This is a genomic window from Rhodococcus sp. EPR-157 (assembly GCF_001647195.1).
Lineage (GTDB): Bacteria > Actinomycetota > Actinomycetes > Mycobacteriales > Mycobacteriaceae > Rhodococcoides.
The window spans coordinates 1-13,029 of sequence record NZ_LVCV01000292.1; the positions used below are offsets into that span (position 1 = coordinate 1).

Sequence of the window (13,029 nt, forward strand, 5' to 3'; positions counted from 1 at the left end):
TCTTGGCCACCGGTTTGGAGCCTGCGCAGCTTCAGGCTTACCTCGATGGCGAAACGGCAACGATCCCAGCGAGCACTCAGCAATACCTGAAGGAGTTCTACAACTCGGCCGGCGTCGACGGATTCACCAATGTAAGCCAACAGTTGCAGTCTCAAGGCCCGGCGGGGCAACAGGCCGCGGCGTCACTTGCCAACGGTGTCATGGTTCTATCCAACGAGAACGTCGGTATCGGACGCGATGCCGATGGCAGCCTCACCGGAGCAGGCAGTTACGAACAATTGCCTCAGGACATGCGCGACCTCATCTCGACTCGTCCAAGCCTCGGTCTCGACGGTCTGGACAGCAACGTGCTGACGTATCCCGGAGACGGCCCGATCATGGACGATCACAAGGACTTCGTCGAGGGGCAAGCAAAGCTGTTCGACGTGATGTCGCTGGCGGAGGCGGGCAACGAGCCCGGGACCAAGATGTCGACCGAACTGATTCGACAGGGCATGCATGCGGCGTCGATCGAAGCGCACGGGGGAGCGTTGCCGTTCAGTGATGTGCCGCTCGACAACTCGAGCCACGTGGAGACCCTCGAGAAGGCGATAGAGCTCGGCTCCCGCAACACGGACGGCGCGCACGCAATTCTCACCGGCGAAGGCGGGCCGGACGTGCTTGGATCTGGATACCACGCAGACACCGCAGTGATGCCCCTGTTGCAGCGCGACGACGGGACGGCGATGGCATCGCTGACGGATTGGATTGCACGAGAAGCACATACGACCTTCCCGGAAGGGACTCCCGAGTACGAGGACTCGGTGCGGGCGGGGTCTGCTGCTCGCGGCTTGGCCGAGATCATGGCTTCAACCGAATCGTCAGATGGAACGAACAATTACACGACCTTGCTTTCCGGTGAGGGGAAAATCGGGGAGGGTACTGCGAGTCAGGTCGCCGAGGCCCTCGCGCCCTACGTCGGTGACATGACCGGTATGACGCGTGACGTCACGCAGACCAATGGATTCGGCGAGTTCGGTGGCGTGAAGGACTACATCGGGGGTCCTGTTGAGCCACTTCGAGTTTTCACCATTCTGGACTCCGAAGAGCAGGCCAGTCGGATCATCAACGGCACTGCTCTCGCTGAAAGTCAACGCATGGACCGGCTCTTCGCAACAACCGGTTACACCGAGCTCGGCGATCAGGCCTACCGCCTGCAGTGGCTCGTCGATCACGGTCTCAGCACCGAAATGGACCAACGTGTGCAAGATGGACTCGACAAGCAGGAAGCGGCCGACGCGCGGAACTCGAAGTTCACCGCAGCGTGGACGGCAGGACAAATCGTTGCCGGTGGATTGGGTCCGAGCGGCATTGCGGTCGCTGCTGGTTCCGAGTTCTTGAAGCCCTACGTTCTCAGTGTGGATGATCTCGAAACGCCTCTGAGCCGTGAGATCACGCTTGATGACTCGGCCTTCGGTTTCGACAGCGGGAATAGTGAGTATGTGTCCAGTGATTGGGGGAGTGCAGGTTTCAGAACGCACAATGTTCTCGATGCACTTGTAAACACTGGAGAGGTCGACATCAACGATGTTCCAGCGGTGTACAGGAACGACGACGGCACTGCGTTGCTTCCATACTCTGAAGCAAGAAATAAGTATGTGAACGAGGACGACATGCTCCAACGCGCTAGGGCCGCTGACGCAATCTCTCAGATAGTTGCGCATGCCGGAGTCTCGAACCTGGACGAGTATGCGCGCAAGGCTACCGGGGATGAGCAGCGGGATGTGTTGGCCGCGGCGATTCGACCTGATGGGAACAACCCAAACAGCGAAGCAATTCTGGACTGGCTGGCAAGCGATGAATCAGCTCGTGACTCGAGAAACACGTGGCGAGTGGAGATGTACGGATGAGGATGAGATTCCCACACTCGAGAGTGGCAGCAGTACTTGTGTTGATGGTGGTGACCGTCCCTGCGTGTGAATCAGTCGTAGAGCACGATGATGCTTCGAGGGCGACGTCGACGTCGACGTCGCCCTCATCAGGCTCCGACATATACGAGGTTCCTGATCAACTCCGTGATGCAACAGTGGTGTGGTCCGCAGAACCAGAAGTCGACCTCTTCTCTGTCGAGGGTACTTTGATCCGCGCCGCCCAAGAATCGATAATTATAGGAATTGCGGTTGGCTTGGACTACACATATCCAGGCTTCGCGGTCAGCGGTAATTACCTGGGCGGAGACTCGATATATTCACCCTTCAGATCCGCGACCGGAGATGGCCCCTTTGCAGGATCGGTCCATAGTCGTATCCAACAAGTAATTCCAATTAGTAACGGCTTCGAGGCGTTGACATGTGTGCTGTCGATTGGACTCGACGTCCTCGAGAACGGCAGGTACTCTCCTTCGCTCCTGGCCGATGTAGCGGGAGGAGAGCTGCGAATACGCTTCATCCGCAACGACGACCAGACAACAACAGCAGCCGCACCCCCGCCGCGGCCGTCCATCCCCGGGCCCGAAAAGTTCACTTGGCAGGCTCCTACCGACAACAGGTTTGTCGGATGGCAGATCGACGGATTTGCTGACGTCGAACCCGCTACGGCTGAAAGTGGTCGATGCGATGCGTGGGCGAGATCGCTTTATCCGGACACAGAGCCCATAGCCTCCCGTGAGGCATATGCCCGGGATAATCCACCCCCAGTCGAGCCGGCCTACCCCGGATGGCCTGACAGTACAAATTGATGAGCGCCAGAACAAGAATTGCATTCGGTAGGAGGCATTGACCTTGACCCGCGAAGAACTCGGTGCGAAAGTTCGTCGACTGCAACGGGCCGTGGCCGAGGTCCACGGCCACACCCACCTCGACGGTGTCACCGTTCGGACCGACTCGAACGGTCGACTCACCGAACTGGGAATTGCCCACGATGCTTGGGCGCGCGGGCCCGAGGCGCTGGCCGACCTGATCACGCGCGTTTATCGCGATACTGCGCAGGAAGTGCAGATTCGATCGACCGCGATCATGGCCGAACTGCGCGACGACCCGATCGTTGCTCGCATTGCCGATGCAACCATCGACAGCGTCTCGGCGCCTGAGACGCACGTCCCTGTAGCGTCCGAATTACGGTCGCGGAAACTCTCACAACCTGATTCGATGTTCCCCGTTCAGCGGACACCAACGCCGCACCCTGTCGACCACCCGGTGGTCGATGCTCGGGACGACTATTTCCATCGCAAATCCTGGTTGGAGTAGCTAGAGAAGGTCGACGCCGCGCTGGATGTGAACGTCGAGATCCTCTCCGACGACACCGGCACGATCAACCTGTCGAACGAGGCGGGCTCCCTTTCGGCGGAGCAACTACACAAGGCGCTGATGGTTCTCTACCATTCGAACTTCGCAGCGCAGGGCAACGAGGCTGTGGGCGCTCCGAGCGCATAGGGCACAATACCCACCATGAGTGGTGCGGTGCCGCGTGGTCTGTGATCTCGATACTCGGCTGCGCGACGCCGCGATGGACTGGCTGAAGATCCGAACCAACGACGGTTTGGAGTCGATCAGCTCGAATGATCTGCTCGATTTCCGTTTCGACGGTGAGCCGTTTCGCCTGATGGATCCTCAGCGCGGTATCCGGAAACCCAAGGAGCTGGCGGCGGCGTTGTCCATTCGGACGGTATATCGCCCAGATGGCGCCAAGCGTCCGTACGAGGATGAGATGGGCGACGACGGCCTCCTGCGCTACAAGTGGCGAGGGGAAGATCTCGATCATCCAGAGAACCGCGCGTTGCGGTCTGCGATGGAGTTGGAGCTACCGCTGATCTGGTTCTTCGGCGTCGGTGTAGCCATGTATCAACCGATCTTTCCGGTGTACCTGCTTGCGGAGGAACCGGAGCGGCATCAGTTCGTCATCATTCCCGGTGCGATCAGGGGACTCGTCGACGCCACTTCTCCTGCAGAGAGTCAACTTCGACGCTACGTGATGGCTGAGAGCAAGCGTCGACTGCATCAGCCGGTGTTCCGGGCGACCGTGATGCGCGCATACGATACGCGGTGCGCTGTCTGTTCTCTCGCGCACGGCCAGTTGCTCGATGCCGCACACATCGTTCCGGACTCCGATGAAGCTGGAATCCCCACGGTGCGTAATGGTTTGGCGATGTGCAAAATCCATCACGCTGCCTACGACGCCCACATTTTGGGGGTGTCCCCAGACTACATTGTCAAGATCCGGGCTGATCTGCTCGACGAAATCGATGGCCCGATGCTGCAGTACGGCCTCAAAGAACGTCACGATCAGAAGCTGATGGTGCTGCCGTCGGTCAGGGCTCAGCGGCCGGATCGGGATCTGTTGAGCATCAGCTACGAGCGATTTCGGTCAGCGTAGCGGTCATACTTCCGGTTGTGTCCGGCGGGGGAGTCAGTCGATGATGCAGGCTTCCCGTGCAGCCCGGACCCAGTCCGGGAACTCGGAGAGAATTCGCTCGTAGAGGTCGGCATCGGAGATCGCGTCGATGTCGTCGAGCGCGAAGAATCCGGCGTTGTCGACCACGCGCCCGTCCATCGTGTCGAGCCTCTCCAGAACCCCGTAGTTCGCTTGTCCTATGCCGACGAACTGCCAGAAGATCGGCGCCTTCGCGGCCATGCGCATGAAGGTGGCGATCGGACCACGATTCTTGAAGCCCCCATCGGTGAAGAAGAAGACCAACGTCGGCTGACGCGAATCGACGTTCGACAGAATGTGATTCATGATCGGCAGTTCGTCGTTCGAGTTGCCGATCGGCGTGTAGTCGACGCCGTCGTGGGTGCCGGTCAGGTGGAGGTAGGTCGTGGACCACTGCTCGCTGTCGACAACGGTGATGTCCGGCAAGGCGACGAATAGCCGCGCGTAAAGGTAGGGCTCCAGTTGTCCGTCGTCGTCGATCTGAGTTGCGACAGCAACCATTCGCTCTACGACGCGATGCACGACGCCAGTCGCGTACTGCTTCTTCATCGAGCCGGTCTTGTCGATGACGAGTACGACGCGGGCGCGGAGTCCGACGGCATTTTTGGTCAGCAGAACCTTGTGCACCTGCGTCTTGCGCATATCGAGCTTTTCGCGTTTGACCATCGACAGCTTTTCCTCGCCTGCGACTGATCGCACGGCGGGTTCGTCGTCGACGGTCACTCCGTGTTCGCGTACCAGATCGGCGAATCCACGATCCCAGCCGGCGCTGACGTTGCGTACCTTCCACTGGCCGGCACGGCGATAGATTTCGATGAGGACGGCTGCGGTCTCCGTCGTCAAACCAGTTGCCGGTCCTTCGATGCCGGCGGCGGGGATCGATGCGGCCAGGTTCGGAAATTCGGACAGCGTCCGGGACTCCGACGCGACGGCGACGACGATGGTCTCGATGCCGTCGGGCACTCGCGTCAGATCCACCGACAGCGTCGACGACGAAGTCAGCGTGATGGCGCCTTCGGGGGAGGCGGGTTGGTTGAAGAATACGAAGTCGGCGTCGGTGCGCACTGTCCGCGCGTCGGTCACCTGGAAGGCGAGCAGGTCGACGCCGTCGGCGCCGGCTATGGAGACGTCGAACGCTGTTGTATCGAGGGGAGCGTTCGCTCCCCGGGCCAGGGTGAGTGCGTCGGTCACGGTCAGCATTCAACCATCGTCGATGCGCCTCGGAACACATCGATCAGCGGGACCCGACTGTTTCGACGAGTTCAGATCACCGGAGGCGTTCATCAGAACATGGTCAACGCGGTACGGCTGCCGCCACGTGCTTCGCGGACTCGGGCGCTCCATCGCTGCACTAGCCACCCTTCGTGGATCAAGGTGGGTACACCGTATTGGTCGATCAACTGCGCGTGGCCGCCGTCCACCGAGGCCTTGGCTGCACACAGAAAGGTCGCCATCAAGGACACGCCGACGCCCCGGCCATCCGGAGCACGATCCAGCTCTGCTCGACCGGTCTGGCTCCATGCACTCGATTGCGGACGACACCCGCTCTGAGTCCCGGCGGTCTCGAGCACTTCACATCGAGTGTCGACGCGATCGCCCAGGAAATCATGTATCGGAACGTCGACCTGGACTCGATGGAGATGTTCCTGACTGCTGGGGTGGGTGATCTGTCCTTCGAGTTGTCGGACTAGGCACTGAACCGCATCGCGGTACGCGTGGGACAACTAAAGGGTTGACCCGAACTGTCGCAGGTTCATGCGCCGACTAGAACGGGTTGTAGATCGAGATCGACCGGAAGCTATCCGCTGACGAACCGGTTGGAATCACGACCGACTCCAAGTTGTGATCGGTTCCGCTGGGATCTGTCTGCCAGCAGTAGCCCTGACCGTGAAAGCTCCAGCAGTAGATCGGCTGATTGGTTCCGAACGGGCTGATGATGATTGGGGCGTCACCTCGTGATCCATAGGCTGCCGGATCGAACGCGCTTACGTAGTACTCGGTCGAGTTCGAGGTGAATGGAGAATCGTAAATTCCCTCGGCGGACGCAGGTGTGGCGGCCAACGCCGTCGCACCTACCGCCACGGCAGAGGCGGCGAGAATCTTCTTCAGCATTCGTGCTCCGATCGTCGAGGGCCCCGGCCCAGTACGTATGAGATCGACAGGGACTCGGACCTTGTTACCGCGTGCCTCGTGCGCGAACTGATTCCGGCAAGCGGTCGGTATCTCGGCGATACTCGACGTGGTCGAATCCCCTGGATTTGGTGTGACGAGAGCAGTAGAGCCCGAAGCTCAGTAGACCACCGACTCAACTCGCGGCTGTTTGCAGGCCCTCCGCAACTGCTGGAGCGGGGAACTGGTCCTTGCCGTCGACCTTGAAAGTGTTGTCGCTATTGGTCAGAACGATGACCGTCGTATCGAGATCGTAGTTGTGGGACAGGTTGCTGTTGTATCCGGGGATGTCACCGTCGTGGCCCCACCATCCGTTGCGATCCCCGATCCCGATGCCGTACCCGACCGTCGCGGTCATCGGGGGAATGTCGTGGATGATGGAGTCTCGACGAAGCTGCTGAGTAGCTGCATCGAGTATGCCTTCGCCGGTGAACAGTGCGTGAGCCCACTTCGTCAGGTCGTCCAGGGTTGAGATGACGGCACCAGCGGTGAATGCGAACGACGGGTTCCAGTTCGTCGAATCGACACTCTGCCCGGGCGGCTGGTTTTGATCGGTGGACCCATCCAGGTGAGGATCTCCGATCTCGGTTGACCCGCCCGGAAAGGATGTGTCGGACATGCCGAGCGGTTCGAACAGGCGCTCCTCGAACACTGTGTCGATGGGCTGGTCGAGAACTTGCTCGATGACCATGCCCAACAGGACGTAGTTGGTGTTCGAGTATGCCCACCCCTCGCCAGGAGCGAAGTCCGCGGGCAGCGGCTTGACGGCATCGACGAGTTCCTGCGGCGACCAGGCGTATTCGGGGTCAGCGAAGTACTTGTCGACGACCGTGTCCGAAGCGGTGTAGCTGGGAATGCCGCTCGTCATGTCGGCGAGCTGTAGCAGCGTGGCTTTGTCACCGTTCGGAACGCCGGGTATGTACGTGCCGATTGTTTCGTCGAGCGAGAGCTTGCCTTCCTCGACCAACTGAAGCAGCACCGTCGCTGTCATGGTCTTGGTCAGCGAACCGATGCGGGTCAGGTCGGATGATGTCGGAGTCTCCGATCGGCCCGTGCCGACGGTTCCAGAAGTCCCCGTCCATGTTCCGGCTGGCGTCGCCACCATTGCGATGACGCCGGGGAAGCCCGCCGCCGCTCGGGAATCGTCGAGCACGCTCTGAAACGCCTCCGTTTCGGGCGCCTCGATGGTTTGCGAGGTCGACGGCGCAGACGCAGGTTCCTCCGTTTGCGAGCAACCGGATGCAACCAGGGACAGAGCGGCGACCGCAGCGGTCGCCGAGAGAAGCCGAGATGCGAAGTTCATGCTGGTCTCCGTCGATCAGGGGCGATTGCTGGTGCCATCGATCCAGTCGAACCCACTGGCTGAACACACGCGCCGCCCTCGTCGTGCTCGCCGGTGCGTAACATTGTAGGGCAGGTGACCTGTGCAGCGAGGCGTTCCAGCAGGTAAACCGCTGTTTCGCGCTTGTGCTTCATTGAACTGCTTCTCTGTACTGTCAACCCGTGGTTTGGCCAGTAGTTGGGCTCCATGCCCCATGCTGGTGGTGTCACGCCGACGACGGATTTGCGACGGGTGCAGGAACATCCCCCAGTCAGCGTGTTCTCGGCCTTTCCGAAGGTCGGACGGGATTTCGCTGAGGCGGCTGACTATGAACTCTGCGGGTGTGTGAGCTGGCATCACGAGCGGGTGTTCGACGAGAGGTTCTCTGCAGCAGTTGTATTGCCACGTCAGTGTCAATCCGGGACAGCGAAATGTTAACCGTCCAGGGCGGTGAACAGCCGATTGCCCAGAGTGGCGATCGCCTCCGCGTCGCCTGGGGTTCCCGGTTGCCAGGGCAGCACCAAACGGTCCTTGGTCTTGTCGACATATCGCGGAATCACGTGTAGGTGGAAGTGGAACACTGTCTGCCATGCGTCGGCGCCACAGCAGTTGAGCAGGTTCACTCCGTCTGCGCCGAACTCCGACACCGCTGCCTTGGCGATCCGCTGCGCTGCCAGGGTGACTGCGGTCAGATCGTCGGCCGGGATCTCGAACAGGTCTTTACTGTGCCGCTTGGGAATGACCAGTATGTGACCGTCCGAGGCGGGGTTGATGTCCATGAAGGCGTAGGTCGTATCGTCCTCGGCCACTTTCACGCTCGGGACGTCGCCGCCAACGATGCCGCAGAAAAGGCAAGGATCGCTCATGGTCAGGGAGTCTAGTTCTTGGCTGCGACTCATGGCCGCTTACCCTGCGACGGGGATCGGGTCGTACGCAGGTGCAGCAGAGGATTCGAGTCGGTCGTGTCGTATAGCCTCTGCGCATGACACGCGAGCGCACTGCTGAACAGCTTGACCGAGCGGTGGGGACACTCATCGCTTCAGCCGCAGGCGATGCGCTGGGTGCGGGCTATGAATTCTCTATTCCTGCACCCGACGCTGTGATTGGAATGATCGGCGGAGGCCCTTTCGGGTTCGAGCCAGGGGAGTGGACCGACGACACCTCGATGTCGATCGCGGTGGCGGAAGCCGCGGCGGCTCGAGAAGATTTACGCTCTGAGTCTGGCCTGGACTCGGTGGCTGCTGGCTTCATGCGCTGGTTCGCTTCGGAACCGAAAGACATCGGGAATCAAACCAGGACGGTTCTGTCCGCCAATCCAACTTCGGCGGATGAAATGGTCGCTGCGGCCAAACGGGTCGTGGGGTTGACGGGAGGGAACGGTTCACTGATGCGAACATCCCCTGTCGCACTTGCCCACCTGGACGATGAGCAGGCGTGTGTCGCTGCCGCGCTTGCTGTCAGTGACCTGACACATTCGGATCTTCGTGCAGGCCAAGCGTGCCAGCTGTGGTCCTACGCGATTCGTCATGCTGTGCTGTTCGGGTCGTTCGACGGGGTGCGGATGTACCTCAGCGGCGTCGACGGTGAACAACGTGACTATTGGACCGGGATTCTCGACGCTGCGGAGACGGGCAGTCCCTCGGATTTCGCCAAGAACGGGTGGGTAGTGCACGCATTGCAAACGGCGTGGTGGGCAATCTCGTCGACTGACGACTCCAGTCCTGATCATCTGCGTGAGGCTCTGGTGCAGTGTGTGCGTGCTGGCAACGACACCGATACGACCGCTGCGATCGCTGGCGGACTATTGGGGGCGAGGTGGGGTGCAACTGCAGTCCCCGAAGAGTGGCTCGACGTACTTCACGGGTGGCCAGGGCTCGGGCCGCGCGACCTCGAATCGTTGGCTCTGAAAGCCGTTCAGTAGGAATGGGTCCAGGGACCCCTGCGGCCGATCAAGATGGTCTTCGTGCTCACCGAGCGCTATTCTATTGCCGCGCAATGGGAGCAGGTCGCCGAGGCTCTCACCGGGTCGTTCCAGCACCGCACGATCAGAGCGGTTCGAGTTCGTTGAGGGCACGGCAAGGCGATCAGGCGGTACCGCATAGTAGATCCACCTGCTGCAAACGACGCGCGGTCGCCCACGTTTGATCTGAGTCTCGGCGGTTGTCGGTGCGATATGGGACTGTGGGGTCTGGTTGGGGAACCGAACGGATCGACAAGGGGAGTCCCGGTGACCACGAGCGACTGATCCTAGCGGAAAGTTCTGTGCGCCGACATGTTTCGTAGTTGACCTGGCACCAGAAGGACGTTTTCGTCGCGGGGTGACCGCCGGGTACAGGGTTTGATACGCGAATTGGCCTTCCGCGTGATGTAACACCCATGTTCTCAGGTGGTGAATAACTCGATATGCACGTAACGGGTCTGGTCGTCGCGCTCGTCGACCACAATATTGCGAATCACGCGTTCGTTCTCGGAATTGAGGAAGCGGTCCTGCGCTTTGAGCACCGAGGGCGACGACGCGAGGTCCGGTCCGGCAATTACCTCGTCGAACGGTGCCGAAGCAGCAATCAGCGGTGCGTCGAACTCCGAATGATCCAGAAGCGCTGCGAAACCGTCTGGGTCAGTTTCGATCGCTAATTCGAACCGCGTGTCGAGTGAGGCCTCAGTCCGGGCATCCAGAACGACGTCGTCCGGAGCGAGCGTGATTCCGCCGAAAGACGTTGCTTCCGAGATGACGTCCGCCAGCGACGCTGATTCACGGACACTGACGGTGCGATCCGTGGCGTCACTTCGCGTTGTGCACCCCGTAGTGGCGGCGATGAGTAACAACGCAACCAGCAGTCGACGTGCGCGGATGTTCGCATGTTTCATCGTGTTCTATCGTTCCGGATCTGATCGTTGGCCATTCCGACTGTCCGGTGCAGACGGTAGATCCAGAGTGCTGTTGTTGGGGACAACCGGTCCGTCGTAATGGAATGTGCTTCCAGACCCGGAGATATCGAATTCCTGCGCCAAGCCTGCGGTGTGCAGGCTACCCATTCGTTCGTCGCTGATGGTCACTCCATCGGTGCCAGGTATGTCGAACGTAGTCGTCTTCGTGCCGTCCCAGTTGTAGCGATCGAAGACATGGGTTTGGTAGTCGACAGTCACTGTTGGCTCTGCGCCCGGTGTACTGGGCGGATACACAGTGGCGATTCCGGTCACCGACTGCTCGATGCCTCCCATGGCGTAGAACCAGTCCTTGCTGTCTTCTGGTCCGATGTACACACCTGTCCAGTCGGACTGAAATGGAACTGGAACCCCGTAGGTGCCATCTGAGGCTGCGTGGGTGGAAATGCGGTTGACTTCTGCGCTGACTAGTTCGTTGGTTGTCTGCTGAACCTTTGGCACGTCACGCTGGATCTCGTCAGGATCGACCCTTGATTCAACACCCGAGTTGTCGAGGTAATGCCGCAGGTTCTTGGCGGCATGCGTCCAACCACTGAGTTCGGCGGCATCAGCGGCTTTCTTCACTAGCTCGCTGAACAGAAGGTCGTCTCCTCGGCTGTACGTCGGTTGAGAACCGTGCGGTCCCTGGCCGCCGTCGGACGGTGGTGCAGGCTTCGGACTTGGTACGCCTGGAGAGCTTGTGTCGGCCGGTTTCGGCAATTCTGAAGCCATCTCTGCTACCCGCTGCGCAATGCGGCGGTCGATATCCGTGAACTCGTTGTAGGCCTGGGTGATCTGTTCTTGCCACCGATACAGATCAGCTGCGCTGACCGAAGACTCGGGATCGCCAAAGGAAGACGAGTCTTCGGACAACGCCACTTGCCAGTCATCGGACACGGAGAACCCATCGGAGCCTGCACCGCATGCAAGTTGGAGCACTCGGTCACGAGGAAATTCAAGTTCATTCGCAGCGGCGCGAGCAGCTGCGGCCAGTCGTCCGCCGATATCGCGCATGCGGTTCGCGTTGTCGCAAACTCGGACAGCCCGATCAAAGGCAGCCCTTTGGGCATCGCCAGTCAAAGAGCCGTTGAGATCCATGCCGCCGATGTCGCGCAGGAGCCCGCTGAGCAGTTCGCCCAACCGGTCCATTGCCTTGTCCAACTGCGTGCCCGAGTCTCTGGAGGTCCACAACTGCCACTCGTTCAGCTGAGGTCGGGTTGGGGTCATATCGGACGCTCCGAAGCGGCAAGCAAGACCGAGGATGTCATTTCAGACGTTCGGTAGTCGACGGCGCTCGCACTGATCGCGGCCGATAGCTCGTGCAATTCCGTGACCACTACCGTCAGAGCTGCATCGAGAGCCTCGGCTGCGGTAGCTAGGGCTGGGCCGCAGTGCGATCCTGGTAGAGCATCTGTCGCCGGCGTGAGGTGGCCGACGGCGCTCATGGTTGCAATTTCAGTTGTGACAGCACTGAAGTGATCAGCCAGTGTCCGAACAGCGTCAGGATCTACGCGTAGTTCTCTAGACATGAGCCCCCCAGCCCCATGGCCGCGTCATATCCGGCCGTTTGTCGGACAGTACCCCAAGGGGCTTGGTGGCCTCGGCTGATGGCGGCTGCCATGGTCATTCGAACGAATGAATTCTGCGAGCCCTCTGCCCGCCTGTTCCCAGGATTTGACCGGGTCGATTCACGAACGGCGCAGATGGGGCCACATTCGTACTCCGCCGGCAAGTTGACCCGTGGTCTCGACGAGACTGCGCGCTCACGAACCCTGTCACCCACTCCCTATAGGTTGAGCCCTGATCGAGTTAGTTCGAAATGTGAGGATTCGATGTCGGCTACAGATGACAGTGAGCTCAGGGGACGCGTACGGCGCCTGCTCGAGTTCTTGCGCGAAACGGTCGGCGCCCAGTCGAAGCCGATACGCCAGTACGGCACCGATGCCCGCGTCGAGTGGCTGTTCGACGACTCCCGACCCCTCGACGTCAACACCGACGTCGCCCCCGGCGACGTGGCGGTTCGCATCCCGCGCACCAGCATCGAGCAGCCTCCTGGCCTTCCTGCAGAGCTCGAGAAGCACATAGACGAGAGCACCACCCCACCCACCGTCGCCAAACAAGCACCCGCCGAGGCCCACGACTGGCTCCAGGAATGGACCACCTGGTCACTCGACGACCGTGAACGCCGACCCTTCGCCGAAATCTTC

Annotated in this window: 16 protein-coding genes; 8 read left to right on the forward strand and 8 right to left on the reverse strand. The window is 60.5% G+C overall.

Annotation, left to right across the window (positions count from 1 at the left end; genetic code table 11):
• The 5 genes from A2J03_RS31075 to A2J03_RS13500 form a co-directional block, all read left to right on the forward strand.
• On the forward strand, nucleotides 1–1,889 hold a 1,889-nt coding region (locus A2J03_RS31075; protein ID WP_442971351.1), incomplete at its 5' end, for a TPR repeat region-containing protein.
• 23 nt (nucleotides 1,890–1,912) lie between these two features.
• Complete coding sequence (locus A2J03_RS30535) at nucleotides 1,913–2,716, forward strand: hypothetical protein (protein WP_156520369.1); 804 nt, start codon at nucleotides 1,913–1,915, stop codon at nucleotides 2,714–2,716.
• A 43-nt stretch (nucleotides 2,717–2,759) separates the two neighbouring features.
• Nucleotides 2,760–3,224, forward strand: coding sequence for a hypothetical protein (locus tag A2J03_RS13495; RefSeq protein ID WP_156520370.1), 465 nt, complete (start codon nucleotides 2,760–2,762; stop codon nucleotides 3,222–3,224).
• Nucleotides 3,225–3,251: 27 nt separating this feature from the next.
• A complete protein-coding gene (locus A2J03_RS29950) occupies nucleotides 3,252–3,410 on the forward strand; it encodes a hypothetical protein (RefSeq protein ID WP_442971352.1) in 159 nt (52 codons plus the stop codon).
• Between the two features lie 34 nt (nucleotides 3,411–3,444).
• The gene (locus A2J03_RS13500; protein WP_231912525.1) at nucleotides 3,445–4,350 is read left to right on the forward strand and encodes an HNH endonuclease; all 906 of its coding nucleotides are present in this window, start codon (nucleotides 3,445–3,447) and stop codon (nucleotides 4,348–4,350) included.
• 33 nt (nucleotides 4,351–4,383) lie between these two features.
• On the opposite strand, the gene A2J03_RS13505 is transcribed toward A2J03_RS13500, so the two are convergent.
• Both A2J03_RS13505 and A2J03_RS29955 read right to left on the reverse strand, forming a co-directional pair.
• Nucleotides 4,384–5,607, reverse strand: a complete 1,224-nt coding sequence (locus tag A2J03_RS13505; protein WP_082897815.1) for a VWA domain-containing protein — start codon at nucleotides 5,605–5,607, stop codon at nucleotides 4,384–4,386.
• 83 nt (nucleotides 5,608–5,690) lie between these two features.
• Nucleotides 5,691–5,861: a hypothetical protein gene (locus A2J03_RS29955; protein ID WP_331712374.1), complete on the reverse strand. Its 171-nt coding sequence runs from the start codon at nucleotides 5,859–5,861 to the stop codon at nucleotides 5,691–5,693.
• A 75-nt stretch (nucleotides 5,862–5,936) separates the two neighbouring features.
• Here A2J03_RS29955 and A2J03_RS31080 point away from each other — a divergent pair, with 75 nt between their 5' ends.
• Entirely contained in the window at nucleotides 5,937–6,098 is a 162-nt protein-coding gene (locus A2J03_RS31080; protein ID WP_197480750.1) for a hypothetical protein, read from the forward strand.
• Nucleotides 6,099–6,171: 73 nt separating this feature from the next.
• On the opposite strand, the gene A2J03_RS13510 is transcribed toward A2J03_RS31080, so the two are convergent.
• The 3 genes from A2J03_RS13510 to A2J03_RS13520 all read right to left on the reverse strand — a co-directional run bounded on the left by A2J03_RS13510 (nucleotide 6,172) and on the right by A2J03_RS13520 (nucleotide 8,763).
• Nucleotides 6,172–6,519, reverse strand: a complete 348-nt coding sequence (locus tag A2J03_RS13510; protein ID WP_068374677.1) for a hypothetical protein — start codon at nucleotides 6,517–6,519, stop codon at nucleotides 6,172–6,174.
• A 193-nt stretch (nucleotides 6,520–6,712) separates the two neighbouring features.
• The gene (locus A2J03_RS13515; protein WP_068374680.1) at nucleotides 6,713–7,879 is read right to left on the reverse strand and encodes a serine hydrolase domain-containing protein; all 1,167 of its coding nucleotides are present in this window, start codon (nucleotides 7,877–7,879) and stop codon (nucleotides 6,713–6,715) included.
• Between the two features lie 452 nt (nucleotides 7,880–8,331).
• Nucleotides 8,332–8,763, reverse strand: coding sequence for an HIT family protein (locus A2J03_RS13520; protein WP_068374682.1), 432 nt, complete (start codon nucleotides 8,761–8,763; stop codon nucleotides 8,332–8,334).
• 116 nt (nucleotides 8,764–8,879) lie between these two features.
• On the opposite strand from A2J03_RS13520, the gene A2J03_RS13525 reads away from it, so the two are divergent.
• Nucleotides 8,880–9,818 (forward strand): ADP-ribosylglycohydrolase family protein, encoded by a 939-nt coding sequence (locus A2J03_RS13525; RefSeq protein ID WP_068374684.1) that lies wholly within the window; start codon nucleotides 8,880–8,882, stop codon nucleotides 9,816–9,818.
• Between the two features lie 461 nt (nucleotides 9,819–10,279).
• Here the strand turns inward: A2J03_RS13525 and A2J03_RS13530 are convergent, their stop codons facing one another.
• From A2J03_RS13530 to A2J03_RS29960, 3 genes are read right to left on the reverse strand one after another with little or no spacing between them, the layout of a single operon-like run.
• A complete protein-coding gene (locus A2J03_RS13530) occupies nucleotides 10,280–10,765 on the reverse strand; it encodes a hypothetical protein (protein ID WP_082897816.1) in 486 nt (161 codons plus the stop codon).
• Between the two features lie 6 nt (nucleotides 10,766–10,771).
• Nucleotides 10,772–12,049 (reverse strand): hypothetical protein, encoded by a 1,278-nt coding sequence (locus A2J03_RS13535; protein WP_068374687.1) that lies wholly within the window; start codon nucleotides 12,047–12,049, stop codon nucleotides 10,772–10,774.
• Nucleotides 12,046–12,351: a type VII secretion target gene (locus tag A2J03_RS29960; RefSeq protein ID WP_231912526.1), complete on the reverse strand. Its 306-nt coding sequence runs from the start codon at nucleotides 12,349–12,351 to the stop codon at nucleotides 12,046–12,048. The genes A2J03_RS13535 and A2J03_RS29960 overlap by 4 nt, the downstream gene beginning before the upstream one ends.
• Before the next feature lie 303 nt (nucleotides 12,352–12,654).
• On the opposite strand from A2J03_RS29960, the gene A2J03_RS13540 reads away from it, so the two are divergent.
• Nucleotides 12,655–13,029: hypothetical protein (locus A2J03_RS13540; protein ID WP_156520371.1), on the forward strand; the 375-nt coding region annotated here is incomplete at its 3' end.

Excerpts from the sequence above, each read along its gene's own strand:
- A2J03_RS13505 (WP_082897815.1), bottom strand. The coding sequence starts at position 5,607 with ATGCTGACCGTGACCGACGCACTCACCCTGGCCCGGGGAGCGAACGCT.
- A2J03_RS29955 (WP_331712374.1), bottom strand. The coding sequence starts at position 5,861 with ATGGCGACCTTTCTGTGTGCAGCCAAGGCCTCGGTGGACGGCGGCCAC.
- A2J03_RS13510 (WP_068374677.1), bottom strand. The coding sequence starts at position 6,519 with ATGCTGAAGAAGATTCTCGCCGCCTCTGCCGTGGCGGTAGGTGCGACG.
- A2J03_RS13515 (WP_068374680.1), bottom strand. The coding sequence starts at position 7,879 with ATGAACTTCGCATCTCGGCTTCTCTCGGCGACCGCTGCGGTCGCCGCT.
- A2J03_RS13520 (WP_068374682.1), bottom strand. The coding sequence starts at position 8,763 with ATGAGCGATCCTTGCCTTTTCTGCGGCATCGTTGGCGGCGACGTCCCG.
- A2J03_RS13525 (WP_068374684.1), top strand. The coding sequence starts at position 8,880 with ATGACACGCGAGCGCACTGCTGAACAGCTTGACCGAGCGGTGGGGACA.
- A2J03_RS13530 (WP_082897816.1), bottom strand. The coding sequence starts at position 10,765 with ATGAAACATGCGAACATCCGCGCACGTCGACTGCTGGTTGCGTTGTTA.
- A2J03_RS13535 (WP_068374687.1), bottom strand. The coding sequence starts at position 12,049 with ATGACCCCAACCCGACCTCAGCTGAACGAGTGGCAGTTGTGGACCTCC.
- A2J03_RS29960 (WP_231912526.1), bottom strand. The coding sequence starts at position 12,351 with ATGTCTAGAGAACTACGCGTAGATCCTGACGCTGTTCGGACACTGGCT.